The 22,233-nt window shown below is 42.9% G+C and carries 20 protein-coding genes and 1 pseudogene; 4 read left to right on the top strand and 17 right to left on the bottom strand.

All coding sequences use genetic code 11. From position 1 onward, the window contains the following. Position 1: 1 nt before the first annotated feature. From FS806_RS11660 to FS806_RS11680, 5 genes are all read right to left on the bottom strand, one after another. Complete coding sequence (locus FS806_RS11660) at positions 2-799, bottom strand: ABC transporter permease (protein ID WP_144936209.1); 798 nt, start codon at positions 797-799, stop codon at positions 2-4. 3 nt (positions 800-802) lie between these two features. Continuing rightward, the gene (locus tag FS806_RS11665) at positions 803-1,795 is read right to left on the bottom strand and encodes an ABC transporter ATP-binding protein (RefSeq protein WP_144936212.1); all 993 of its coding nucleotides are present in this window, start codon (positions 1,793-1,795) and stop codon (positions 803-805) included. An 89-nt stretch (positions 1,796-1,884) separates the two neighbouring features. Beyond that, positions 1,885-3,321 (bottom strand): glycosyltransferase, encoded by a 1,437-nt coding sequence (locus tag FS806_RS11670; RefSeq protein ID WP_144936215.1) that lies wholly within the window; start codon positions 3,319-3,321, stop codon positions 1,885-1,887. 129 nt (positions 3,322-3,450) lie between these two features. Continuing rightward, entirely contained in the window at positions 3,451-5,262 is a 1,812-nt protein-coding gene (locus FS806_RS11675) for an IucA/IucC family protein (RefSeq protein ID WP_144936218.1), read from the bottom strand. Next, positions 5,247-6,602, bottom strand: coding sequence for a protoporphyrinogen/coproporphyrinogen oxidase (locus FS806_RS11680; protein ID WP_186328331.1), 1,356 nt, complete (start codon positions 6,600-6,602; stop codon positions 5,247-5,249). The genes FS806_RS11675 and FS806_RS11680 overlap by 16 nt, the downstream gene beginning before the upstream one ends. Before the next feature lie 134 nt (positions 6,603-6,736). Between FS806_RS11680 and FS806_RS11685 the strand changes: the two genes are divergently transcribed. From FS806_RS11685 to FS806_RS26150, 4 genes are all read left to right on the top strand, one after another. Beyond that, positions 6,737-7,933 carry a glycosyltransferase family 4 protein gene (locus tag FS806_RS11685; protein ID WP_144936224.1) on the top strand — a complete coding sequence of 399 codons (1,197 nt, stop codon included), beginning with the start codon at positions 6,737-6,739 and terminating at the stop codon, positions 7,931-7,933. Positions 7,934-8,408: 475 nt separating this feature from the next. Then, positions 8,409-8,654 carry a hypothetical protein gene (locus tag FS806_RS11690; RefSeq protein WP_222126642.1) on the top strand — a complete coding sequence of 82 codons (246 nt, stop codon included), beginning with the start codon at positions 8,409-8,411 and terminating at the stop codon, positions 8,652-8,654. A 221-nt stretch (positions 8,655-8,875) separates the two neighbouring features. Continuing rightward, positions 8,876-9,037 (top strand): hypothetical protein, encoded by a 162-nt coding sequence (locus tag FS806_RS26145; RefSeq protein WP_222126643.1) that lies wholly within the window; start codon positions 8,876-8,878, stop codon positions 9,035-9,037. Continuing rightward, positions 9,038-9,187 (top strand): hypothetical protein, encoded by a 150-nt coding sequence (locus tag FS806_RS26150; RefSeq protein ID WP_222126644.1) that lies wholly within the window; start codon positions 9,038-9,040, stop codon positions 9,185-9,187. 269 nt (positions 9,188-9,456) lie between these two features. On the opposite strand, the pseudogene FS806_RS26995 reads toward FS806_RS26150, so the two are convergent. The 12 genes and pseudogenes from FS806_RS26995 to FS806_RS11755 all read right to left on the bottom strand — a co-directional run. Continuing rightward, a pseudogene (locus tag FS806_RS26995) lies at positions 9,457-9,645 on the bottom strand (group II intron reverse transcriptase/maturase); the annotation flags it as partial. Positions 9,646-10,016: 371 nt separating this feature from the next. Beyond that, on the bottom strand, positions 10,017-11,111 hold the full coding sequence (leuB, locus tag FS806_RS11705) for a 3-isopropylmalate dehydrogenase (protein WP_144936231.1): 1,095 nt from the start codon (positions 11,109-11,111) through the stop codon (positions 10,017-10,019). An 862-nt stretch (positions 11,112-11,973) separates the two neighbouring features. Continuing rightward, complete coding sequence (locus FS806_RS11710) at positions 11,974-12,477, bottom strand: type 2 periplasmic-binding domain-containing protein (RefSeq protein WP_144936233.1); 504 nt, start codon at positions 12,475-12,477, stop codon at positions 11,974-11,976. A 59-nt stretch (positions 12,478-12,536) separates the two neighbouring features. Further along, on the bottom strand, positions 12,537-13,412 hold the full coding sequence (locus FS806_RS11715; protein ID WP_144936235.1) for a carbohydrate ABC transporter permease: 876 nt from the start codon (positions 13,410-13,412) through the stop codon (positions 12,537-12,539). Continuing rightward, entirely contained in the window at positions 13,412-14,335 is a 924-nt protein-coding gene (locus FS806_RS11720) for an ABC transporter permease (protein ID WP_225312801.1), read from the bottom strand. The genes FS806_RS11715 and FS806_RS11720 overlap by 1 nt, the downstream gene beginning before the upstream one ends. Positions 14,336-15,158: 823 nt before the next feature. After that, positions 15,159-16,004: a response regulator transcription factor gene (locus tag FS806_RS11725; protein ID WP_144936236.1), complete on the bottom strand. Its 846-nt coding sequence runs from the start codon at positions 16,002-16,004 to the stop codon at positions 15,159-15,161. Beyond that, on the bottom strand, positions 15,997-17,814 hold the full coding sequence (locus tag FS806_RS11730) for a cache domain-containing sensor histidine kinase (protein WP_144936238.1): 1,818 nt from the start codon (positions 17,812-17,814) through the stop codon (positions 15,997-15,999). The genes FS806_RS11725 and FS806_RS11730 overlap by 8 nt, the downstream gene beginning before the upstream one ends. A 182-nt stretch (positions 17,815-17,996) precedes the next feature. Next, positions 17,997-18,296 (bottom strand): type II toxin-antitoxin system RelE family toxin, encoded by a 300-nt coding sequence (locus tag FS806_RS11735; protein ID WP_144936240.1) that lies wholly within the window; start codon positions 18,294-18,296, stop codon positions 17,997-17,999. After that, on the bottom strand, positions 18,280-18,558 hold the full coding sequence (locus FS806_RS11740) for a hypothetical protein (protein WP_144936242.1): 279 nt from the start codon (positions 18,556-18,558) through the stop codon (positions 18,280-18,282). The genes FS806_RS11735 and FS806_RS11740 overlap by 17 nt, the downstream gene beginning before the upstream one ends. Before the next feature lie 227 nt (positions 18,559-18,785). Beyond that, positions 18,786-20,030, bottom strand: coding sequence for a mechanosensitive ion channel family protein (locus tag FS806_RS11745; RefSeq protein WP_144936244.1), 1,245 nt, complete (start codon positions 20,028-20,030; stop codon positions 18,786-18,788). A 48-nt stretch (positions 20,031-20,078) separates the two neighbouring features. After that, positions 20,079-20,654: a PadR family transcriptional regulator gene (locus FS806_RS11750; RefSeq protein ID WP_144936246.1), complete on the bottom strand. Its 576-nt coding sequence runs from the start codon at positions 20,652-20,654 to the stop codon at positions 20,079-20,081. 145 nt (positions 20,655-20,799) lie between these two features. Beyond that, complete coding sequence (locus FS806_RS11755) at positions 20,800-22,230, bottom strand: MDR family MFS transporter (protein ID WP_144936248.1); 1,431 nt, start codon at positions 22,228-22,230, stop codon at positions 20,800-20,802. Between the last annotated feature and the right edge of the window lie 3 nt (positions 22,231-22,233).

Genomic DNA, 22,233 nt, shown 5'->3' on the forward strand with positions numbered 1-22,233 from the left:
ATCAACCTCCCTGCACGGCAAGCTTGGAATGTACGGCAGACCATGTCAACCGACAGATTACTAGCAGGCCGGCAACCCAAACCGCTTGAAACAACAGCGACTCCCAAACTCCGGCACCAGTCTGTTTTCCGATGTAGATCGATAATGGAATAGAGAAGATACATTTAAAAGGGAGCGCATTCGCCAACCCGTTCAGCCATCCGGGAAAAAGCCAGAGGGGCACCATTTGCCCGGCAAAGAAACGAAGAAGAGAGTTGTATGTCCAAGTGATGCTCCGAATGTCGATCGTCAGTACGGACACCATCCCCAGCAAAAAATTCAAAGAAAACAGCACCAAGTATCCTAACAGCAGGCTGACAACAAATAATAGAGCATTCAGTGCGGATACCGGTGGCTTGAGATCGAGAAACAGTACGCCGACCAAAGCTGCTGGCAGCACGATCGTACCGAAACGGAACGAAATCTCACCGAAATTCCTCGCCAGCATATGCAAATGGAAATCGAGCGGCTTGATCAAGTCCGTATCGATGGAACCAGACTTGATTTGCGACGATATGTACATTTGCGGTCCTTGTCCGGGATTGAAGATCGCTTCGAGCGCCATGCCAAGCACACCATACGTAGCCATCTGATTAAGGCTAACGCCAAACGCACCCGGATGTTCCGAATAAAGGATATTCCATATCCAGTACACGCTGTACATCATCAGAAAAGCGGAGACAAGCTGAAGCCAGTATTCAAACCGGTAAATAGCCGTATTATGGAAAGATTGCCGTGTGAATGACCAGAAGATACTCATCTTTTATACCGCCCTTGCATCGATGGTCTTCCCCTCGTATATCGAACGAACCATTTCTTCGATTTCTGGCTCTTCCACTGTCAAGTCCTTGATCGGGTAACAGGCACCGATTAGAGTGATGAGTTCGGACGGAGAAGCCTCGTTGCGATTAAACTTGAACCATTTTTTCGTGCCGTCGGACTTTACTAATTCCGCACCTTTCACGTTAAAATCCGCGACCGGCTGCTCAAATTGAATGACAAGCGTCCGGTACTCCCCATATTTCATGCGTATTTCCTCGATATCCCCATCGTAAATGACCTCTCCGCGATCAATGATCATCATGCGCGAGCACAGCTTTTCAATGTCGCCCATGTCGTGAGTCGTTAGGAGAACGGTCACCTTTTGCTCCCGATTGATCTCTTTAATGAAGGCCCGAAGTCTCTCTTTGGCGACCACGTCGACTCCGATCGTCGGTTCGTCGAGGAATAGAATCTTCGGACTGTGAAGCAGCGCCGCAGCTAAATCCGCCCGCATCCGTTGACCAAGGCTTAGTTGTCGGACGGGGGTGTTCTGGAATTGGTGAAGCTCCAGCAATTCGCAAAATAAATCGATATTTTTCTTATACAGCGAGTCTGGGACTTTATAGATATCTTTCAGCAATCTAAGGCTGTCGATGACCGGAATGTCCCACCAGAGCTGCGTCTTTTGCCCGAACACTACGCCGATTTGCTTAGCATGTTCTTTCCGGTTTTTGGATGGAACGATGCCGTTCACTTCGACATGTCCACTCGTCGGAACCAAAATGCCGGTAAGCATCTTGATGGACGTCGATTTCCCTGCGCCGTTCGGGCCAATATACCCGACCAGTTCGCCTTCTTGAATCGTAAAGGAGACCTCATTTACGGCGCGTTTTATGTTAAAATTAGGGTTGAAGAGAGTACGTATACTAGAGAACATTCCGTCCTTTCGTATAGTTTGTTTATATTCTTTCACTAAAGAATCTACGAAAATCATAAAAGATCATTCCCCTTTGATATATCAATTCGAGCTCGTGCATGCTCTGTCAACTAAAACTTTTTTCTAGGGTCAGCTTGATAATATACTCACGAAAACTTTCTCCTCACTAATATTTTTTGAAATAATGCCCACCAGTTATCCATAAATAATTCCTCATGAAAAGCGTTTATACTTTGGTAGGCATTTCCACTCATGAATCGTAATTTCTCGGGGTTCAAAAAGAGTTCCTTCATTTTTTGAGCTAAGCTGTTAATATCGTCTTTTGGAACTAAATATCCATTAAATCCATGATTAATCATTACACTTGGACCATATTTTAAATCGTAACTAATTACAGGGCATCCATGGGATAAACTTTCCAAAGTAGCAAGACTAAATCCTTCAGACTTACTTGTTACAACGGAAAAAGCAGCTTCTTCAAAAATGTCTCTTGGGTTTTCTGAATAACCTTTCAAAAAAACGTGATCCTGTAGCTGCAACTTTTCAATAAGTTCACTGAGTACATTTTCTTGATCACCTTTCCCGTATAGTTCTAGGCGCAAATTTGGAATTATATCTAGAACTGTTTTAAAAGCTTTTATAATATGGTCGAGTTGTTTTACTTTATGATACCTTGCTATAACAATAGCCTTCTTTAGGTCCCTTTTGGTAAAGTCTGGGGGGTTATCTGGTTTTTTATAACAATGTGGAATAACAAATAATCTCTCATTTTCCCCAAGAATTAATTCAACATCTTTCTTTTGAGCTTCTGTATGGAGCACAATTGCATCCGATTTCTTAAAATTATTTAACAACAATCTATAAGTATTTTTAATTGGGGAATCCGTTTCATAAGGTTCTTCTATATGAATACTGTGACTAACAAAAATTCTTAAGCTATTAGTTTTTTCAAAAGATAATATATGTTGGTCCATGTCTCTTCCATCAACTATAAAAAAACAAGGGTCTTCAGTAGTTGACAATACATTTAACCAATGCATTATTAATTCTTGATCAGTATTACAAACCATAATGAGTCGATTACCTTCATCAAATAAAGATATTTTTTCATTATAAGCTCCGTAAGCAGTTCTTTGAAACTGTTTCACCATGAAACACCGTTTGTTACTGGTATAGTAAAACTCATATGTAATTCCGTTATCGTCGTCATCAGCTATCATTTTCCGTAATCTCCCTAAACTATCGAATACCTCCTCTACTGTTTTGAGTTTACAGTAATTAATCAATGAATCTTGATCTAAATAACTATCATCTGGTAACAATCCCATTTCTGGTAACTTCTCGTAATACTCATACATATTTAAAATAGTTATATCGCTCGTTATTTTCCCTTTTTTTAGTAAATGTGATCTAATCAAATTGTAACTTGGATTAAAATTAAAAGTTAAGATTGTTGGTTTTAAGTTCGCCTCTTTACTAAAAATTCTTGCTCTTTGCAACATTGCATTGGTTAATCCACCAAATTCCATATTGATATACGATACTATAAAAAAGAATCTACCATTTCTAAAATATTCAACCATCTACTCCTCACCTCACTATACGCTTGTCAGATGTGTAATGAGGGGGATGTCAAAGATACCAAAGATAACATCCCCTCAAATAAAGCGATTACAATATTCCTTATAATGAGTGAACTTTTATATAGGATACTAATTTCCAAGTACTTTTGACATTGTATTATAATTTAGATAAAGTTCGTTTTTTCGCACTGAACGGTATGGAACCGGTGTGTTTTTTAAGTTAAGCCCTTTCGATAATAGATTACGTCTCACTGATAAGTCCAACATGTATAACTTATATGTCTCAAAAGGAAATTCGCTCTTTTTCCACCATTTTGAATAAATTGAATTAACAATCTCAATCAGTTTTTCAGATTTAACTGAATATTGTTTTGAAATAAACTTGATTAGATAGTTAAGTTGCGAATCAATAATCCCATGAGTATAACCAGTTGTGAGGAAATAGCTTCGTAGATAAGGATCATTGTCTGGTAACACTGACATACTTCTTGTTTGTGCAGCATTTGTACTGTTGATGTGATTTGATGATATACCATATCTTCCTAATAATTCCTTACTAATCTTTGTAGACTCTATATCTCTTAAACAAATACCAGTAAATGCCCGTTCTTTATTACTCCAGACCAGAAGTGTGTTTTGTGCGTGTGACTCATGACCAAGTCCAAATTTTAATAACTCTAAATAACCTTCTACAAGACACTGTGATATATTATAAAACAATTCAACTATTGATAAATGAGACATGCCTAGAAGTTCCTCGAATACGGTTAGTTCTCCTGATGGTGGTGATGAAACCATTGCAAAAGATGGAAGTAGTATCTCATCATTTTTTAGAGCAGGATAAACCGAATTGATACCCCCCCGAAGTAGACACGTCAATATTGAGCATTCTTGGTGATATATCATCGCAAACTCTGGAATGAAATGTACTCCTTGAGGCCATATTCCCTTTTCATAAATTTGCATAAATACCTGGGATGTAAGGATTCCATTCAGTGCCTCCTCACGGTTTAGAACACGAGAATGGCTCGTTATTTGTCCAGTGTAAGTACATTTAATGTGGAAGTCAGAATAAGTCCCGGAATCTTCAGAGTATAATAATGTCCGAATAGATGTTGTAGGGGCACAACGAATTGTGCCAATTTTTATTAGATCTTCCTTTAGTTTTGGCATTTTTTCGAATAGATGAGGTAACGAAAAAGGATGTATGGGTATCATAGCTTTTCCCTGACATACCTTATCAAAAAGCATAATAGATTGATCAGTTAAATTCATAGTTTGTTTTTGAATACTAATCTTCCCGCTCTTTGAAGCAAAAAGGGGAACCTCAATTTCTTTATTCTCCATTAAATATGGGTGATGGCAATGATCACCTATAAAGGCATGAGAAATAGGATTAATTTGAGGGCGTTCAATATTATATTTCTGCTCAAGTTCAACATATAGTTCTTTTTTTAAATGCATTAGTTCTTTTATATTGTGTCTTTTTGTTTGTCGCAAAGTACGCAGATTCTGCCCCATTATGTAAGCCATGTTCATATTTGCTTCAAGTAACCCTTTAGCTTCAGGATGAATATTAAGGAGATGACATATCCAATCGATTGATACATCAATTTTTTTATTTGTAGCTACTTCATAAATCGAATGAATTTCATTAATGTCACCACAATAGTCTATAGTTGCTATTATATGAAACTGAGTATCATGGTTGTTAAGTTGGACTAGAAAGACAAGATAATCATCGGGGCAATTAAGATCCTCTGGATAAACATTTACACATGAAATACATCCTAGTGCTGCCTCTGATGCAATTAATGATTCATTAATGAATGCACGAAGGACATTAAAGACAGTAAATTGTTCTGCTGATCTAAGAGCGAATTCTTTATTGGAATCGCTAAATCTCTCGACCCAATTATTTTTATTTAAAAGAGTCTCCATGTCTTTTCCTCCGTACCGAAAATAACTTTTTCAATAACTTCCATTCCTTGCATAAAGGTATGATCTTGGTTTGATATTTCATAACACCATGCTCCAAATCGTCCCCGCGAATAGATATCGTGCTTCATTAACTCGGGTTGAATAATCCTTAGAGAATTATTTCGTTCAACTGTTGGCACAGGGTATCCAAATGGAGCCATAAAATACCATGTTGAAACAACTTCGCCATTTTCGGGGTCCATTAACTTTGTATTTATAGCCCCTTGTATTACCTCATTTATCAAATTATCCTTTACTTGTTTAGAATCTGATTCGGACACTTCACACAATAAAGAGTAATGGCCTTCAGATGGTACATTATATTTCGAATAATTAGATAATATAGTAACCCTATAGCATGGGGTATCATCATTAGGGAAATATATCCAACTTTTATCTACCAAATGTTGTGGAATTTCACCTTTGATTCCGATGCCAACTACGTGGACAATATTATTTATGAGCTTATTCGCATGCTCATATAAATGTTCCAATTTTGCCATTTTAATTAATTTTATTAACGGTATCGAAGTAATTAGTGTATCATATTCTTCTATTGATCCATCATTAAAAAACAGTACTTTTTCCTTTATATTAAGTTCGGTAAGCTCTTTATTAAAATGAATTTGACTCTGTGGTAATTTTGCGGCTAGACCTTTCCATATAGTCCCTGTTCCTCCTTTAATGGGATAGGAAAAATAATTATTAGGTCCCCAACTGTCATTCGTTTTATCATATAAAATGTCTCTTACAACTTCCTTTAGGTCTATTTGTGACACCCTTTCTTTTACCCAATAGTAACCCATTTCTTTTGGTTCATGAGCCCATACCTTATAATTATATGGATACATGAAATGTTTAAAGATACCAACTCCATAATTTTGCTTTATCCATTCTTCAAAATTTGCTGGAGGCTGACTACTTTCGTTCTTTGTCTTTGAATCAATAAGACCCTCTAAACATTCCCACGCACAATCTGCAGGTAGGTCTTTTAAATTCGCATGATAGGGATAAGAAATGAATCTATCATGTTGCCAAGCAAAAGCATTTCTTTTTATATTTTTGTTTAAGTCTGAATTGAAGTGTTCCTCTAACATTTCGTTGTATTGTTCATAATGTGAGAACTGTACATGTCCACCGATATCCCATACAAATCCCATATTATCCTGGAATGAAGTAGCCAACCCCCCTGCATAACTATTTTTCTCAAATGCAACCCAATTCGAATATCCGATCTTTTGCAACTTATTAGCTGCTCCGATTCCACAAGGTCCAAGTCCAAGAATAACTATCCTCTTCAACACTGTAACCCCTTTCAATTTTTGATGGCATTGAGATAAACTATTTACAAAAACCTAATGAATATTTTACAATAAATTTACATGGAATGAAATAGGGTATTTTTAAAAAAAAGGTAAAAAAGGCAGGTATTATTATGAACTCAAAAAATAAAGTTCTAATGATTACTCCCGACTATCCACCAGATGTTTTTGGAGGTATTGGTATTCATGTAAATGAATTGGCAATTGCTTTGTCCGAAATAAATTGTGATTTAACAGTAGTTGTAGCCCCTCTATATAAAGAGATGAGTTTTAGTAGAATAGAGATAAATGATAACTTATCTGTAGTGACCCTTAAACAACAAATAACAGACGAGGTACCGCTAAATTATTGGCCTCTTAGATTGTCAAAATATAACGAACAATTATTGAACGAATTAGATAAATATATCGAACATAGCAATCACAGCTCATTTGATATAATACATATTCATGATTATTACCATGCTCATGTTGCGGTTGCCCTGAAGGAGAAGTTTCAACTCCCTTTAATCTCTACTATTCACTCTATTGCTCCTCCAGCAAGTCATTTTATTGATGGTCTTAGAAGATTTCTTGCTTCAAATTCAGATACTATTATTTCAGTAAGTGCCTGGTTACGAGAAAAAATAAAGACCAGGTACAATTTGGATGACAGTGTCAAAGTAATCCATAACGGTATTACATGTAAAAATCCTGATGCTGCCCTACTAAGGGCAAAAAAACCCACACAACCTAAAATAATTACCTTTGTTGGCAGGCTTGCACCTAGAAAAGGATGTGATATTTTATTAAGAGCCTTCAAAAAGGTTCTGATAAACGATCCAACGGTGATACTTCAAATGATTGGTGATGGTCCACTACGTAGTAATCTTGAATCATTAGCTGATGACCTAGGAATCCTTGATAATGTTCAGTTCTTGGGATATATAAAAAATGAAGAAATTCGAAGTTACTTAGCAAATTCGTCATTACACGTTGTACCCAGCACACAGGAACCCTTTGGCATTGTTGCCCTGGAAGCAATGGCTGAAGGAATCCCAGTCATCACTACAACCGTGGGCGGATTCCCTGAATTTATAACTCATGGTTGGAATGGATATATGGTAGAACCTGATGAAGTAAATTCACTATCTGATGCAATTCAGTTGTTGATAGAGAATACGAATCTCAGATCTAATCTAGCATACAATGCATTAACATCTTTAAATAATTTCTCATGGAAAAAGGTTGCTGCATCAACCAAATCGATATATCTTGAGCATATTAGTAAGGAGAAAATTATTAAAAAATATCATATAAATATGTTCTAAGCCCTTTAAACAGGCGCAACAGGGATCTTATATATTTGATATGGAAATATGAAACAGATTTGACTACTCCAGAGCAAATTCAACCATCTATCCGGTGAGTGATAGCCACCTCTCTGGTGTTTTTAAGCTTCCCTTTCCATCCCCTCATGGGGAGACGCAGGGAACAAGCCCCTTGAACTGGTCGTGAGGCAACCCCCAATGGTTTACTGGGGGATTGCATGAGTGTGCTGTGGATATAAAGTAATGTAATGCAACAAAAGCATGTTTTCACCCAAATAGAATCTATTTTTATGAAAATCATTGCAATGACAAATCAGATAAAATTAAAAACACTAATGCTTCGTATGCCTTAGAAAAACTACGACAGCAGGATTAGCTTGTCGAAGTATTACAGGGAAAGAACTTTACAAAGGAGTTACCTCATACTTTCTAGAATCGGCTAGGCGCTGCCCCTCGAATTTAATTTCGAACCGAAATGACTCATTACCCGCACTGTGAAGCGAAGCTGCAACATTCGCATATGGCCTGGCATAAAAAGATGTCTACACTAAATGGCGTTATCGATGTATGGAGCTTGGCTTACGCTTGTAAGAATCCTTCACGCCTGCACATGGGCGTCTCGTATAAATCGGCCGAAGCGGAGATGCTCAGCATGAAGCACTCGTCCTACGGCTACGATGTGCTGGCTCTGGCGGCGAGCTGCGATTCAAGCATCATATGACGGTCAAAGAACTGGCGAACGTCAAGCGCAAAATTTTTATGAGCGTTATCAAGTCCTTATGACCGCGAGTCTCGATGACCATGTCCGCAAGATGCTGGCCGAAAAGACAGAGCAAAACGGCGGTATCATTTTATCCATGGATGGCTTTCAGCCGGAGAAGGTCAACGACCCTGTATGTCCTTCGCGAAGTATTCAGCGGGACGGTGCTTGCTGCGAAGAACATGAAAAGTGGCTCAGCGGCGGAGTTGCAAACGCTCATCCTGTCGGTGATCGAGCTCGGCTTTCCCATTGTCGGGATCGTTAGCGACGGCCAACATTCGATCCGTTTGGCGTTCGAACGCCTACGTCCCGACGTTCCGTATCAGTATTGCCAGTATCATTAATTGAAGGATATTGTAAAACTAGTAGGGCTTGGAGAAATTATTCGACAGACGAAGGTGAATCACCGCCGGATCACAGGATTACGGAATTGGAATTCCTACATCCAGCGCAACGGTGAATTGATCGTGCTGATCCGGGATGCGCTTCCATAGGAACATATTGAACACCATCTAGGCTCCGTCGCTATGCCGCTTACAAGAACTGTGAGGTCAATTGGCGCTCCCGTTTGAACGAACATGTGGAACGTAAACGTTTTAATCGAGATACCGAGGCTTATCTGGCTGTACTGAGCACGAATGGGATAAAATAGTCTGTTAGCTAACTATGCTGTCGTAGAAAAAAATCGAGTAAGTGGGGGCGACTAATCCCCATCTTCTCACACCACCGTACATACATGGTCCGCATACGGCGGCCCCAAAGATTAACAGGGTTGCAAGTAACGAGAAAGCAGACTTTTCAGCCCTCTCGCTTCCCAATAGGAAGTCGGGAGGGCGTTGTTTGTGTTCCGGGACACTTCCCATGCACCGCGACGGGAGTTGGCCATGTCGAAGCAAGCCCACTCTGGCACGCCAAGCGCTCGAAGCTCACGAATGCGCGTGCGGACTCTCTCGCGTACTATGGGGCCTCTGCTGGCTCTTGCGGATTCAGTAGAGTCTCTCGGCTCTAGTTACGAAGGGACTTCGCGTATTCCGCAGGCCTCCCCAGATTAGAACGTCATCTTTCTGCCCGCGACCACTGGAGTATACAAGACTAGTCCTTGGCGGCTCTGGATTTTTTTATGTACCGGCAACTCATCACTAATCCTGCCTCAAAGCTAGTTCGTGTACCTTGGCCCGATGACGCCCATGCTGGGCGTACAGAAAAAACGCGGAAGGAGTAATACACTCCTGTCCGCGTTCTAATGTGCAAAGCAGTATTGAAAAACATATAGTGGCCAATAAAGGATCACTTCTTGTGAATGGTTCCTTATTTATAAACCAATCAATCACTTATCATAATTTTGTGACAAACTTTATCACCAAATTCAGCAGTACCAAGTACTTTTGATAAATCGTCTCCCTCAATAAATAGATCTTGGGTTCTGAATCCCTCTTCTAATACAGAAAAAATTGATTCTTCAATATGTTTAGACTCATTTTCAAGATTAAATGAGTATCTTAACATCAATGCCACCGATAAAATTGCACTTATTGGATTAGCAATATTTTTCCCAGCAATGCTTGGTGCCGATCCATGAATAGGTTCGTACAATCCAAAAGTACTATCACCTAAACTAGCCGATGGCAGTAAACCAATTGAACCTAATAATACAGAAGCTTCGTCTGATAAAATATCACCAAACATGTTGCTAGTAAGAATAACATCAAATTGACTTGGATTTAATATTAGTTGCATTGATGCGTTATCAACATGCATATAGTCTAATTTAACATCTCCATAATCCTTGGAAATCCTTTCTACAACCTCTCGCCATAATAAACTACTTTTCAAAACGTTTGATTTCGCAACTAATGTTAATTTTCTCCTCCTCTTCCTTGCTATCTCAAATGCTTTAACTGCTATTCTGCTTATCTCTGATTCTGAGTATGTTTCAGTATCCGAATAAATCTTTTCACCATTAATAATTTCTTCTTTTTTTTGGCCAAAGTAAATACCGGATGTTAATTCTCTTACAATAACTATATTGACATTTTCTACAATTTTTTCTTTTATAGGAGAAAGATGAATTAGCGGTGCGATAGTTTTTGTCTCTCTTAAATTGTTATATAAATTAAAATGTTTTCTTAGAGGTAAAATGGCTTTTTGCTCAACTCCAGACCATTTGGGATGATTAATATCTTCAGGCGGGCCACCAAATGGGCCCTTTAATAAAGCATCACATTTTTTTGCTTCAATAATTGTGTGTTCTGGCAAATGTTTCCCATATTTATCAAATGCTTCACCGCTTGCTTCTAAATAAGTTCTTTCAAATTGGTGATTGAATTTTTTTTCAATACACGTTAAAACTTTCTCTGCCTCTGCAATTATCTCAGGACCAATATAATCACCTTTAAGAATTCCAATTTTCGCTCTCATTACCTGCACACCTTCCTATTATGTTTTTCCCAAATGATTAGTTAAATTTAGTATATATTAAATAATTAGAAAAAGAAACAAAAGCAAATTGTAAACGCGCAAAGATAATTTAAATCGAGCCAACCTTTGCTTCGGTGGATTTGTATAAATCGTCAGGTAACGTTTATTGCGGAGCCTGAGCAATCGCTGCAGTTCCTGTTCCGTTACATACGGATCTTTTGTAAGCTCGTTGCAAATGTAAGCCGAAGATCATGCGGACGTAGCGGCGAATGTCCCGTGTTGGATCACGTCGCCCCTCACATGCCAAATCCCGATTTGCTCCAGAATCCTGTTAATGGTCCGGAGATATAATCGGCCATCCACTTTCCACCGAGTCGTTCCCTTCGCACTTAAAAAGAACTCGGACGATTACTGAGATTCGTCGATTAAGCCTTCTTCTCCAAATAATCAGCAAGAGCCATGTCGCATCCCGAGATAAGTACTCAGTTCCTTCCGTTCTTCCTTTCCCACGAATTAGAATAACCGTTGTTCGCTCCGCAGATCGGAGCTTAGCCGGCGTGTTAGTTACAACTTGGTTCAGATCCAGCTGTACCAGCTCCTCCCGGCGCAAATTAGTAGATAACAACACATCCATGATCGCCCGGTCACGGTTAGGTCTTGCATATTTTCTGAGTAAATATTTTCCTGCGGATCTCCATACATCGTGCTTACGGTAGTACCGCTCGAGCTGGTTGTACAGATTTTTCAATGATAAGATCTGTTCTTCGGTCAATGTCCGGGCTCTGGATCGGGAAGCAGAATATCGCGGACCCCTTTGGTCGGATTGTCCGGCAGCAAATCGGCGCAGCAGTGCGGCGCCATTTCATAAAGGGATCCATAAGTGGTTAAGCGTTTTGGTTTCATCCAGTTCCATTACTCTTTGTACATTGGGAAACGCGCTCAAATCATCCGGCAATTCTCGAATGATTCCTTGCTTGATCCATGAGTAGTAGGTGTCGGAATTAATGATGTCGTGGCTGAAGACGTCCGGTAATTCGCCGGAAGCGCTCCATAATTGATATTTCTCCACATAATCGGAATAACTGATCACTTTGTCTACGAATGTCACGTTAAACTTCTCTTCCATCCACTTTAAATATTCGTCCGAATTCCGATCCGGAAACGCCTTGCCAATATTGAACGTGGATACGGAAATGTCCATGTGTTCGGCGAATGGATTGGCGTCCGTGCCGCCGGTTTGCTCGTTCCCCCCGGAATTCCCCCCATTTCCATTAGTCGAATTTGAATCCTTCGAGCAACCAACCATAATCGAAAGCAGAATAGCCAATGCCGTCATTAACAAAGTCGTTCTTTTGCTCTTGTTCACGATAGTCCTCCCTTGTACATTCTTTGTCTATTTTAAGACATCCGTCTCAAAACTGCGGGTCATTCCTTCACGGCACCCAAGGTAACCCCTGCCGCAAAGTACTTTTGCAGGAATGGATACACCAGCATGATCGGTGCCATCGTTATGATGACGCTGGCCATCTTCAGGCCGTCCGGGTAGGTTTCGCTAAGCTGGGCCACCATAGATGCGCCCATATCGTCCCTGGCCATTTTGGTAACGTCCATCAGCATATTTCGCAGGAACAATTGCATGGGATACATCTTCGTATCCGTCATGAATAGCATCGCGTAATACCATTCGTTCCAGCGGGCGACGGCATAGAAGAGTGTAATCGCTGCAATCGTCGGCTTCGATATGGGAATAACGATACGAAACAGAATAAAGATATCGTTGGCGCCGTCCATCTTCGCCGATTCTTCCAGCTCCGAAGGAATGGAGCGGAACTGATTGATCATGACGATCAGAAAAAAGGTACTTACCGCCACCGGCAGGATCATGGCGCCATAACTGTTAATGAGCTTCAAGTTCTTGATCGTCAAGTAAAATGGAATCAAGCCGCCGCTGAACAGCATGGCGAAAATAACCCCGGACATCATTACATTTCGGCCCGGCATGCCTTTCTTCGACAAGGCGTAAGCGCCGCAAGTCGTTACCAGCATGTTGATGGTTACCCCTACCAAAGTGACGATCAGCGAATTTGTCAATGCTCTGCCGATATAGCTTCCTTTCAACAATATCTCGTAGGAGCTCAGATTAAAGCTGGTCGGGATCAGATAGAATTGCTGCTTGACCACCGCGGCCGGGTCTGCAAAAGAAGTAATCAGCACGTTGTAGAACGGCAAGATCGTAATCAAAGCCAACAGCATTAACCATACGTGAATAGCGTAATCCGTCCATGTATTCTTCCGATTCATCAGAATAATCCTTCCTGTCCGAGACGTTTGGCTGCTTTATTCGCCGTATATAACAAGACAAAATTAATAATCGATTTGAACAAGCCGACGGCGGTTGACGTGCCGAAGCTTTCTCCTACGGAAAATGTCCTTCGGTATACGTAAGTATCCAGAATGTCCGCCTTTTCATAAACTGCCGGATTATACAGGTTGAAAATCTGATCAAATCCGCCTCCCCCCGAGCTCATCATCGCACCGACATTGAGAATGAACAGGATGGCGACCGTGCTCTTCAATCCCGGCCAAGTAATGTGCCACATCCGCTGCAGACGATTCGCCCCGTCTATGCTGGCCGCTTCATATAAGGAGGGGTTAATCCCCGCAATGGCCGCGAGGTAAATGATCGTTCCCCAGCCCATATCTCTCCACAAGCTGCTGCTGAAGATAAGAGCTCGGAATGAACTCGGGTCGACGAGCAGATTGACCTTTTGGAAACCGAATATGTCGAGAAGCTGGTTCAATACCCCGAAGGCCCCGAGGAAATTAATCAGAATTCCGCTGATAATGACCCACGATAGAAAATGAGGAAACGTATAAACGACTTGATAGAACTTCTTCAACCGGGCGGTGCGTACTTCATTGAGCAAAATCGCCACAATGATCGGCACGGGGAATTCAAACAGCAGTCGGCCGAACGCTATAATGACCGTATTCCGAAAAGCAATCCAAAAATCGTTCAGATAGAAAATTTCCCGAAAGTTTGCTAAGCCGACCCACTCACTCCCCCAAATCCCTTTGGAAAAATTAAACTCCTTAAACGCAAGCATCAGGCCGTAGAGCGGAACATACTCGAAGACGATGTAGTAAGCAAGGAGCGGAGCGACGAGAATGTAGAAATATTTATATTCGATCATCCGCTTTAACAGGCTCTTGCCATAACCCAATCCTTATCCCCTCATTTCGTTTTGGTTTAAGCGCTTTCAACATTATTGTAAGGGAGCCCCGGTAAAGTACCTATGGATTTATCTCACGTGAAGTATGGAAATTTCTAATGCATTTGTCGATAAAAAAAGCTCCTAACGGAGTATTTCATGGATGAGCGACCGCGTTTAAAGGATGTTTTTATCGCCAAATAGAATTTGAAGTTATTCAGGACGCAATAACTTATAAATTCTGATTGTGGTAAAAAAAGCTCCTAACGGAGCCCTGAGGGAAAGCCAACGTCGCATTCGGGTCGGTAAAGACATCACAAAAGACGAGCAAAAATACATTAAAATCGTGCCCTTTTCCAAAAAAAGGCGAAAGACGCTCAAATGTGCAGGTCTTTTTCACAAAATGGGGCCATTTCGCAAAAATCGCTCCAAAGACGTGCATTATTGCTCTAGAATAGGGCATTGCGTAGCTTTCTCTAAAAAAGACCTGCATTATTGCTCTAGAATCGGTATGTGGCGACTTTTCTCCAAAAAGACGTGCATTATCGCTTTAGAATAGGGCGCTTCGCGGTTTTTCCCAAAAAAAGACCTGCAGTTTTGCTTGTCTTTTACACCATCCGGTAGACGACCCGGGGTTGCCCAAAAAAGTTTAATATAAAACGAAAAATTCCGGTGCTAGCGGTGCTGAAAAATCGCAAACTGGATTTTGGGGCAGCGCCTTAATTGAAAGAAGAGCTATCCGCTAAAACGTTCGGTTTTAATTAAGGAACTAAATAAGCTCTCAAAACTTATACTTTCTTATATTTTAAAAAAAACAAGCCCGCCGACTAATCCATTAGTCGATGCGGAACTCGGTAGGCGTCTGTCCTGTATATTTCTTAAAGGTTTTTGCAAAGTAATAGTACTCCTTGTAACCAGACTGCATGGCGATATCGCTAACCGCCAGTTGTGTCGTTTTAAGCAATTTGCAAGCGTGCTGCATGCGTAAATCGGTCAAATATTTGGTGAAGTTCACCTGCAGCTCCTTCTTGAACAATGAGCTTAAATAATTCGGATGCAAGTAAAATTGTCTGGCAATGTCCTGAATGGTCAGATTGTCGCGAAAGTGTTCATGAATATGCCGCACGATGAGCCGAAGCGTCTCTTTGCCGTCCGTATCCACTGCATCCGCAGCATTGGGGAGTGCCTCATCCATTGCGCCCGTGGCCATATCGAACGCCGGTTCCATCTCACCCGAATCCAAGGACCGCGTCATATCCCCATGGTCACGAAGCCGTTCGAGTTCATGGCGCAATGCCTGCCGTTCCTTAGCTATCGAATTCTTGACGGTCAGGAGAGCCTCCATAATATCTTCTTCCTTGAAGGGCTTCAGACAATAGCCGACAGCCCCGTAAGACATCGCCTGTTTGGCATATTCGAATTCCGCATAACCGCTGGCAATGATGAATTTGGTAGCCACTTCGGCAGCCTTCAGCTTCCCGATTAGCTCGATCCCATTCATACCCGGCATACGAATATCGATAAAGGCGACATCCGGCCGAAGCTCGGTAATGCGTTCATAGCCTTCAATGCCATTCGCGGCCACCCCGACGATTTCGAAGCCGATCTCCGTCCAATCGACCGTTCCCTTCAAGCTCTCCAGAATCCACTTCTCGTCATCAACCAACATAGCCTTATACATCTAAATCTTCTCCTTTTACAGGAATGCAGAGGGTCACCTTGGTCCCTTCGTTAGGCAAACTATCAATGGATGAGATGCCGTACCCGTCTCCATAGGCAATACGAAGTCGCCGATGCACATTCATTATACCAATATGCTTGGAGGGGGAAACAGGGAGGAGCTCTCTTCCCGTTTCCTGATTCCGCAAGCTTTGCCTGATGCTGTTGAGCAATGCGGCCTCCATGCCTACACCATCATCCTCCACCCACATGATCATCTGCCCGTTATCGCCCATTCGGCTGCCTACAACAAGACGACAGGTTACCATACTCGGCTCAATCCCATGGTATATCGCATTTTCCACCAGAGGCTGGAGGATCATCTTGATGATTTTATTATTTAAAGTGGATTCAGCGAACTCATACTGCACATTAAAGCGTCCTTCAAAGCGGATTTGCTGAACATGGACGTAGGCTTGAATAATATCGATTTCCTCCTGCAGCCTTACGTGCTCCTCCCCCTTGATGCTGTAACGAAAAATCCGGCTCAACGCATCCGACATATCGCGGATTTCCCGAACCCCCCGTGCCAGGGCAATCCCTTTCATCGTTTCCAATGTATTGTACAAGAAATGAGGGTTAATCTGACTCTTCAGGAAGCGAAGCTCCGCCTGCTGCTTCAATATTTCCAATTCAAAAATATGAGTTCGGGATTCGATCAGCTCTTCCACCAAATCATCAATTTCGTCCAGCAGCGAGTTAAATTTGTTGGCCATCACGTCAAATTCCGCATATCCCCTGACTGCTATGCGGTTGCTTCTGCTTTCAAGCCCTTTAGCCCGAATCCCATAGATGTAGGATAGGAAAGAACGAAGAGGGAGCAGAATGTTCCGGCTGATGAAAATATAGCATAAGATCAAAACAGCAATCAGCAGAGCAAAAACTCCAATGATCAAAGCCTGCACGTCCTCCAGACCACGAAACAGCTCCTTCACCGGAAAAACGCTTATGATCCTGCTGCCAATTTCGGGAACCTCCAACGTATGTACGACAGAGTTCTCCCCATTAAGCTTAAAGGTCGATGGAATAGTTTCCTGTTCATATATCTTTAAGGTCTCAGGAAGCGGTTGGCCAATTTCCGTTGGACTGTTGCCCGCATAAATGATCCCCTTGCGGTCCGTAACATAAAATTTTCCCGTAATGCGCTGCGACATGTAGTCCATATGCGGTACGAGCGCATTGACGTCCAGCACCATAATCGCATATCCGATTTTGGTTCCGGCACCGGTAGCGGTGTCATAAACGGGCACCCCGACATAAATGACATAATCTTCGGAAAAGGTTGATCTCAGATGGAGGGGAACTCCGGCCGGAAGCGGGTGGATGCCCAAGTAATAGGCCGTTGTACGCGCAGGAATCTCTTCCAAGGGAATATCCTTCTCGCAGTTGATACAGTTATACGTGTTGCCGTTCATTCCAATCAGTACGATTTCAAGAATGCCCTGCTTCATCGATCTCAGGTTCACGAGCAATTTTTCCAGCTTCAAATAAAGCTCGTACCTGGCAAGCGGATCTTCGTTCCGTAAATATTGCTGCACCGTATCGTTATACGCTATATTCGGCATGATCCGGTTGATGGTATCCGCGTTAGATAGAATATTTTGATTGATCGTAGTAATGATTTCTTGAGTATATACGCTATTTCGTTCATAGGTAATGTCCAGGATGCGATAATAGCTCCAAATGACAATAACAATGAGCATAAGCAAAATAACGATGCCTGTAAAAATCAACTGCCAACGTATCGAATGTCTTCTTAAGAAAGCAAGCATGCGACCCCTCCCGCCAACAAGCAGACCCGAGCCCGCTTCATATCTCACCTATGTGGGATTCTAGCACAGCGCCGCGGGGATGGAAAGGCTTACAAACATTACAAGCACAAAAAAACAGCATGCAGATGCATGCTGTAGTTGGAGCAAAGCATAGTTTTTTTTATTACTATACTATTACCGGACTAAGTCTTCTTTCTTTTCCAATACACATTTTCTCGCTTATGTTTAATACCATTTATCCAAACAATTGCTTCATCTTCGTCGACTTCAAACACAAGAATAACTTGATAAAGCCCCAGTCTTGCCCAAAGACCTCTCAATTCGCCTGTCATAATTTGTTTAGCGGTGAGCGTTGGTGTATACAGCAACCTGGTAAACGAGTCCAGAAAAATCTTTTCCTTCACATCTGGTGGATAGGCAAGAATACCGCTAAGCTCATCCAAAGCCGTTTGCGTCCAATAAACGCTATACGTTTTGTTCATGTTCAAAATCTTTGACCTTATTGCGTAAATAATCAAGTCCGGCTTCTTTACCGTATATCCGTCCATGTTCACGATCTTCACGACTCTGACCAATTTGTCTAATGAGATCTGCATCCTCCGCGAGTGATGCGTCATCCAATTGTTCCAGAACGGCTCTTTCCCGTTTCATATTCAAATATCCGATAAAATCATATACTTCGATTGCGTCTTGTTCGGGGATTCGGTCAATCATTCTTTTTAGTTCTTCGCGGTCTATACTCAAACCGTTCACCGCCTCTCCATTTTCCTAATGACACATTATTCCCATTATACCACAAAAAGAGCAGGCTAAAGACAGAAGAGAAATCGACGGGTAACCATTGGCATAAAGCATCATTTTTCGCGACTTCATCAACGTCCTGTCAACAAGTTTGCAATGAGCAAGATGCTATATTCTCAAATAAGTTGATGGAAAGCTGCGCTTATTCGATTCTTGGCCTCGCAAGCCCTCTATTCGGACGAAACCGACTTTAACACGCTCCGCAAATCATGTCCGGTTGGAGACTGGTAGACTCGAAGTCCAAACTCCGGCGCAACAGCAAGAATATGATCAAAAATATCGGACTGAACCCCTTCATAAACCGTCCAGGCGGTATCATTCGTGAATGCGTAAATTTCCAAAGGCAGGCCGGTTTCCCCCGGATTCAATTGCCTGACCATGCGTGTCATTCCTTTATGAATTTTGGGATGATGCTCGAGATATTGTTCGATATAGGCTCTAAACACACCGATGTTCGTCATTGCCCTGCCATTCACTTTGCTGGATCGGTCTATTTCATTTTCGATGTTATGCTGCTCAATTTCTATCTCTCTTTTGGTGATATAGTCGTGAAGATAATGAATTTTCTTGAATTTCTCTATCATTTCAGGGCTGCAGAAGGTAATGCTGCCCGTATCCACGTGAATCGCACGTTTGATCCGCCGACCACCGGAGGCTTGCATGCCTCTCCAGTTTTTGAAGGAATCGGAGATTAGCGCATAAGTCGGAATGGTCGTGATCGTCTTGTCCCAATTCTGAACCTTAACCGTGACCAAGGAAATCTCGATAACATCTCCGTCCGCTCCATACTTCGGCATCTCAATCCAATCCCCGACGCGCACCATATCATTGGAAGTCAATTGAATTCCCGCTACCAGGCCCAATATAGAATCTTTGAAAATCAACATAATGACCGCTGATAATGCGCCGATCCCGCTTAGAAGAATGACTGGGCTCTCGCCAATCAGGTTGGAGATAATCAGTATTCCGCCAATGATAAAAATAATAATTTTAACGACCTGAATGTATCCCCGGATCGGTCTGACCTTGGATATTTCGTAAGTGGTATAAATGTCATTCATTGCATTAAGAAATGCGTCCAGTACCAGCATCATCACCACGATCATGTAGATGACGACACCCTTCTCTATCCATTGTTGATAGGCGGGGAAGGTGAAAGAGAAGTAATAAATAATAAGGGCGGGAACCACATGAGAGAGCTTCTGGAAGACCTTCCGCTCCAGAAGATAATTGTCCCACTTGAACCGGTTGTTGTTAATGTAATGACTAAGGACTTTTATAACAATCTTTTTGGTAATAAAATTTGCTAGTATGCTTAGCGCACTGATTCCAACAATCATGATCGCATTAGACAGGTAAACAGCTGTATCTGCTTGGATTCCGAGCTCTACAAGTAGATTGTTAATGAATTCCATAATTCCTCCCAAAAAAAGAAAGGTCCACCATAGCACGCATGGACTGCTTCACTCCCGTTCAGGCCCTGTTCCTTCCACTCGATGGCTATTGATTAACTGTAAAACCCACTCTTCATCAAACCGGAGCTTCTCCAACCGATGCCGGAAGAAGATCAGAATGTATCGCTGCTCCCCGTCGGGAATCCGCTCATCCTTGCTCGCATACTCCAACCGTTCTTCCTCATGGCGGATTTCATACCGCAGGTAGTCCTTGTATTGGTGTAAAATTAAAAACTGCAATTCCTTGCTGACCAGACCAAAATTCTTCAATTTAGTATAAAAATGCAGCTCGTAATCCGGCGAATAAGGAATCGGTTCTTCCATCAACCGAAAAAAACGTATTCTGCCTTCATCTGTAAGTTTATAAATCTTTATCTTCTTTCCTCTTCCCTGCCTGGCACCCTCCGGTTGTTCATCGGGGACCTGCTCGATCAGCCCGTCTGCAAGCATGCCGTGGATAAGCGGATAAATCGCCCCCCAGCTGACTTTTCGCGTAGGTCCAACAATTCCGTTCAAAATCTGATGCAGCAAATAGCCGTGCATCGGGTTATTCATCAATTCGCCGAGTATGAACAATTCGTACACGCGAAAGGCCTCCCTTATAAGTTCCTACTGCTTTTAAGTAAAGAACAGTATAACATACGGCTGCCTGAAATAACAGAAAAGCCGCGGTTTTCGCGGCTTTGTCCAGTCGTTTGCGGCCGATCCCGGCCTATCGTTCTCTCCACTATCACGCCGACGTCTGCTGCACCATCACATTGCGGTGTTTCGGCAGTAGCTGCACGGCGAGCAGGTTCGCAACCGCAATACCGCATATGAGCAGAAAAACGGCATGCATACCGGCAACCAGCTCCGTTTTGGAGCCAAGCGTTGTCACATGCTGGTTGTAAATCGTGCCGAACACCGCGATGCCGACCGTTTGGCCCATCGCCCTCAACAGCATGCTGGAAGCGTTGGCGACCCCCCGTTGTTCCCAGCCGACGACCGATTGCACGGCAACGGTCGAGGGTGTCGCAACGAAGCCCATCCCCAGCCCGATTAGAACAAGGATACCAATCCAGTATACGTAAGGCGAGTTCATCTGAAGCGCAATAAGCCAGATGGAGCCGGCCACTACGAGAGAAGAACCGAATACAATCGATGCCTTCACCCCGATTCGGTACATGAGCCTGCCGGCGATGTTGGAAGCGAGCGGCCAGGCCAGCGACATCGGCATAACGATCAGGCCGGAGCTTGTCGCAGAATTTCCGAGCACGGACTGAATCCAGATCGGCGAGTAAACCGTCAGCCCCGTCGTGATGCTGAACGTCAGAAAACCGCTGAAATTGATCACGTTCAATACGCGGATGCGGAAAATCGACAACGGCATCATCGGCTCCTCCGCCCGTTTTTCAATCCATAGGAACAACATGAATAATATGGCGGACGCCGCGAACAGCCCCACAATCAACGGGGAATCCCACGAATGGTCGGACCCGCCGCTCAGCAGTGCATACAGCAGCGCGGAGAAGGAGATAGTAAAGATGAGAGCACCGAGGTAATCGATTTTTTTCGCCCGGCGCTCGATCGGTTGATGCAAAAATACGATGACCAGCAGCAGGGAGGCGGCGCCGATCGGCACGTTGATGTAGAATATCCAGCGCCACGACACCTGATCGACGAAATAGCCCCCGATTAGCGGACCGAGAAGGCCTGCCACGGACCAGACGGACGAGAAGACCCCCATCATTTTGCCGCGCTGCTTGCCCGAGAACAAATCGCCGATAATCGTAAAGCATACGGGGGCCAACGCCCCGGCACCGAATCCTTGCAAGGCCCGGAACCAAATGAGTTCCGCAATCGACTGTGCCGCCCCGCACAATATGGAACCGAGCACGAATAAACCGATGCCGGCCGCGAACACGGCTTTGCGCCCGAACAAATCGGCCAACTTGCCGAAAATGGGCGTCGCCACGCAGGTGGTCAACGTATAAACCGCGAACACCCAACTGAACAGGGTCTCGCCATGCAAATCCGTGATCATATGCGGCGTGGCGGTGGCGACGACGGTCGCGTCCAACGCGCCAATAAACATCGCCGCCAGCAGTCCGGCGACGACCAGGTTAACGTTGGTTTTCGGGGCCGGGCGGAGGCTCCCTTGCGCTGTCTCTTTTTCTCTCATTGG

The organism is Paenibacillus sp. 32O-W, assembly GCF_007679495.1.
GTDB lineage: Bacteria > Bacillota > Bacilli > Paenibacillales > NBRC-103111 > Paenibacillus_L > Paenibacillus_L residui.

Bases quoted from the DNA above. Each gene is read 5' to 3' on its own strand.
- FS806_RS11660 (WP_144936209.1), bottom strand. From the start codon at position 799: ATGAGTATCTTCTGGTCATTCACACGGCAATCTTTCCATAATACGGCT.
- FS806_RS11665 (WP_144936212.1), bottom strand. From the start codon at position 1,795: ATGATTTTCGTAGATTCTTTAGTGAAAGAATATAAACAAACTATACGA.
- FS806_RS11670 (WP_144936215.1), bottom strand. From the start codon at position 3,321: ATGGTTGAATATTTTAGAAATGGTAGATTCTTTTTTATAGTATCGTAT.
- FS806_RS11675 (WP_144936218.1), bottom strand. From the start codon at position 5,262: ATGGAGACTCTTTTAAATAAAAATAATTGGGTCGAGAGATTTAGCGAT.
- FS806_RS11685 (WP_144936224.1), top strand. From the start codon at position 6,737: ATGAACTCAAAAAATAAAGTTCTAATGATTACTCCCGACTATCCACCA.
- FS806_RS11690 (WP_222126642.1), top strand. From the start codon at position 8,409: ATGACTCATTACCCGCACTGTGAAGCGAAGCTGCAACATTCGCATATG.
- FS806_RS26145 (WP_222126643.1), top strand. From the start codon at position 8,876: ATGAAAAGTGGCTCAGCGGCGGAGTTGCAAACGCTCATCCTGTCGGTG.
- leuB (WP_144936231.1), bottom strand. From the start codon at position 11,111: ATGAGAGCGAAAATTGGAATTCTTAAAGGTGATTATATTGGTCCTGAG.
- FS806_RS11715 (WP_144936235.1), bottom strand. From the start codon at position 13,412: ATGAATCGGAAGAATACATGGACGGATTACGCTATTCACGTATGGTTA.
- FS806_RS11725 (WP_144936236.1), bottom strand. From the start codon at position 16,004: ATGTATAAGGCTATGTTGGTTGATGACGAGAAGTGGATTCTGGAGAGC.
- FS806_RS11730 (WP_144936238.1), bottom strand. From the start codon at position 17,814: ATGCTTGCTTTCTTAAGAAGACATTCGATACGTTGGCAGTTGATTTTT.
- FS806_RS11735 (WP_144936240.1), bottom strand. From the start codon at position 18,296: ATGAACAAAACGTATAGCGTTTATTGGACGCAAACGGCTTTGGATGAG.
- FS806_RS11745 (WP_144936244.1), bottom strand. From the start codon at position 20,030: ATGGAATTCATTAACAATCTACTTGTAGAGCTCGGAATCCAAGCAGAT.
- FS806_RS11755 (WP_144936248.1), bottom strand. From the start codon at position 22,230: ATGAGAGAAAAAGAGACAGCGCAAGGGAGCCTCCGCCCGGCCCCGAAA.